This window comes from Priestia sp. P5_B4 (genome assembly GCF_056400385.1).
This window is the reverse complement of record NZ_JBFULJ010000427.1, coordinates 1-3245: the sequence shown is the minus strand read 5'-3', so window position 1 is coordinate 3245 and position 3245 is coordinate 1. Positions and strand designations below refer to the sequence as shown.

Here is a 3245-nt window from a genome sequence, read left to right as displayed (position 1 = left end):
GACTTGATCGAACTTCAAGAAAGAGCGTGATTTTCTTGAAGTTCGATCAAGTCAACCGATTCATTTTCAATTTCATGTAAAGTATGCTCCTCCTTTTGACTACTAAGCCTATACTCTACGTCTTTTGCTTTCACTTCGTTTTCATCGCAGACAGTAAGCAAATACTCGATGACTCCTTTTAATTCTCTTATGTTTCCTAGCCATTCATATTCGATAAGCAGCTTCATCGCTTCTGGATGGATATGCGTCCACGTTTTTGATTTAGAAATAAAATGATGAATCAGTAAAGGAATATCGGTTCTTCTATATCTTAAAGGAGGAATCGTTAAAGATAATACGTGTAAACGATAGTACAAATCTTCTCGAAACAACCCTTCTTTCATTTTATGTAGTAAATTGTTGTGAGTAGCTGCTATTATTCTTACATTGATCGGAATAACTCTTGTCCCTCCTACCCGTCTAATTTCTTTTTCTTGAAGCACTCTTAAAAGCTGAGTTTGTAAACGCGGACTGATATCACCAATTTCATCCAGGAAGATCGTACCTTTATCAGCGCTCTCAAACAGCCCTTTTTTGCCGCCTTTTTGGGCTCCTGTAAAACTGGCTTCTTCATACCCAAACAGCTCACTTTCTAGCAATGTATCGGTCATGGCACTGCAATTCACGGCAAGAAACGGTCCGTTTTTACGTGTAGAATGATTATGGATAGCCTGAGCAAACAGCTCTTTTCCTGTACCGGTTTCTCCTTGAATTAAAATAGGGTACTCAGTAACCGCCATTTTCCGGGAAATTTCAATCGTTTTAAGCAAAGCTGGGTGTTCTCCGATAATATCTTGATAATTATACTTAGCAGAAAAGCCGTTTTTTCTAAGTTCTGACTGCGCTTTTCCTTCTATTTCAACAGCTTGATTCACACTTTTAAACGTTGCTACCGTAGTATTGCTTTCCTGAATCATAGACTTATAGATAACCATTTCGTATCCGTTTACGTTAAAGTACTGACTTTTCTCGTCGGACGATGTAATAAACTCCACAAGGCCTTCGTTAAAAATGACATGTTGAATTTCACGATCTACAACATTAGAAGAAGATAGCTGAAACAATGATTCTAACCTTTTATTAAATAACGTAATTCTTTTATTGAAATCCACGGCCAGGATCCCATCTTCTACTACATTTACAACACTCTTTACATGGAGGTGAAGTTCTTTCATTTGCCCTTCTGCTTCTATTAGCTTTTTTTGCAGCTCAATAATATTTCGTAAATAGCGATCCCAAATAATTGAATGATTAGACTGATTAAAACCAAATGATTTTATAAGTTCAAAAATGGTCGCCATATCAAAAAGCCTAACGCCTATATCAATTACATGTTTTACATATGGCGGACATAAGTGAATCTCACCTGGAGAAACAGCAACTTCCACACCTTCGTAATAGGTCTTTTGCTTTTTAAAAGGAATAAACTGAACATGATTAATACCTACTTGATAGAGAGATTCTATTAATTTAAGGGTTTCTTTATCGTCATCGTTTACAATTAATACTTTTGTATGGGCGGGGATTTGCAGCAATTCATTTATATGTTTATGGTGAATCGTTCTATTTCCTACAATTTCATGTGCATGCTGAACGTCTAATCTGTCCTTCAGTTCGTGCTTTATACTCTCTGATGAATAGAGTACAACATCGCCATCAATTTCACCCGGTAATTCTTCGTCAATCGCAAAGCATTCAATAAAAATGTAATCGTCTAGCAGCTCTTTTAATTGATTGTGCAAAATGATTCTAGTTTGCTTGCTTCCTGTTATTAAAACTAATTTCTTTTTCATCGTATGAACACCTTTCTACAGGCCTTTAAATTTGCTTGCCTTCAGAGATTAGTCTTGGAATACTGTACCTATCATTTTATACGTTGCCCTGCATTTCATCTAGCGGACGTTTGTCCCTATTGCAAATAAAAATAAGTAGAAAAAAGTGCCTCCGCTTTAATAGGTGGAGGCACAATATGCTAAAGTGCTAGATGCATTGAATTACTGTCTGTTCTCTTTTTATTTAATAGCTACTTTTATTGGTTTGATATCTAACGCAACTTTCACAATGGAATAATCGTCTTTTTGACCGTCTGTATAAGCCCAATAACCATTGCTTTCAGCACTTTTTCGGAAGGTAAGCTCAAAACCTTTGTTTTGGTTAAATGCATAGCTCTTTATTTCTTTACTCTGAGCGTTATCAACAAGATCGTAAGCTAAGAACTTGCTTAGTACACCGTGCGGAGAGAAAAGACCTGTATTTCGTCCAACTTTTTCACTGTAGTATTCATTTTTTCTAGTAGATGTTTTAGCTGGGTTTATGACGATTTCTTTTGTTGTGAGATTTACTTTGTCGCCTGGAGTGATACAAGAGATAAGAATATTTTTGTAATCACTCGGAAATTTGTCATTTGCCTGTACCTTCGCTAAGTCAACTAGCGTAATACCGCCTCTTCCCACAACTTCTATTTGTTTTGCTTTATTATTTACCACCATAGCAGTATCTTCATCAATTCCGTATGAAAGCTGATTTTTATTTCCTTTTTCATATGCTGTTGCAATAAGACGTCCGAGTCTTGCTTTGTTGTCAAAATGCTGATCAACAAGACCGTATTGGAAAAAGCCAAGACCTTTTTCCAAATAAGCAGGCCCGCCTTCTTGCTGAGTCATATCATTATATGTGTTTGTAAATCCGTAAGAAAGAGCTCCGTAGCTATCTCCGCCTGCGAGCATAGTATTACTCATAATTGCAGCGCCTGCGCTCGTACCGCCAAGTACTGCCCCGTTTTTATACGTATGCCGTATAGCTTGTAAAACTTTTGAGTCCGAACCATTTTCATTACGCAAGGAGCCCGTAATCAAGGTTTGATCTCCTCCTACAAACCAAATGCCCGTTAGCCCTTTGACTTTTTGCGCTAGTTTATCACTGTTCATATTTGTTTTCCAAGTCGACTCATTTTCAGAAGTCCCTTTAAAGTCATGGTTCGAAATAGGTAAAATCTCTATATTTTCCGCTTTCACTCCGTATTTAATTAAATCACTTTTAAACTGATTAGAAGAGTCGAACTTAGTACTCGCTGCAGGCACAATTCCTATTTTGGCTTGTTTTCCTCCTGCAAGATTAATAAACTTGTTATACACTGAATGCAAGCAGCTTGCCGCTGTTTTTAACAGCCATTATAGCACCCATTGTTACCATCGTGCTGCTGGCAC

Annotated in this window: 2 protein-coding genes; both read right to left on the bottom strand. The window is 37.2% G+C overall.

Annotated features, from left to right (window positions below):
* Positions 1-14 precede the first annotated feature (14 nt).
* The gene (locus AC1DRF_RS20715; protein WP_477741567.1) at positions 15-1832 is read right to left on the bottom strand and encodes a sigma-54 interaction domain-containing protein; all 1818 of its coding nucleotides are present in this window, start codon (positions 1830-1832) and stop codon (positions 15-17) included.
* A 219-nt stretch (positions 1833-2051) separates the two neighbouring features.
* Positions 2052-3173, bottom strand: a complete 1122-nt coding sequence (locus AC1DRF_RS20710) for a cyanophycinase (protein ID WP_477741566.1) — start codon at positions 3171-3173, stop codon at positions 2052-2054.
* Between the last annotated feature and the right edge of the window lie 72 nt (positions 3174-3245).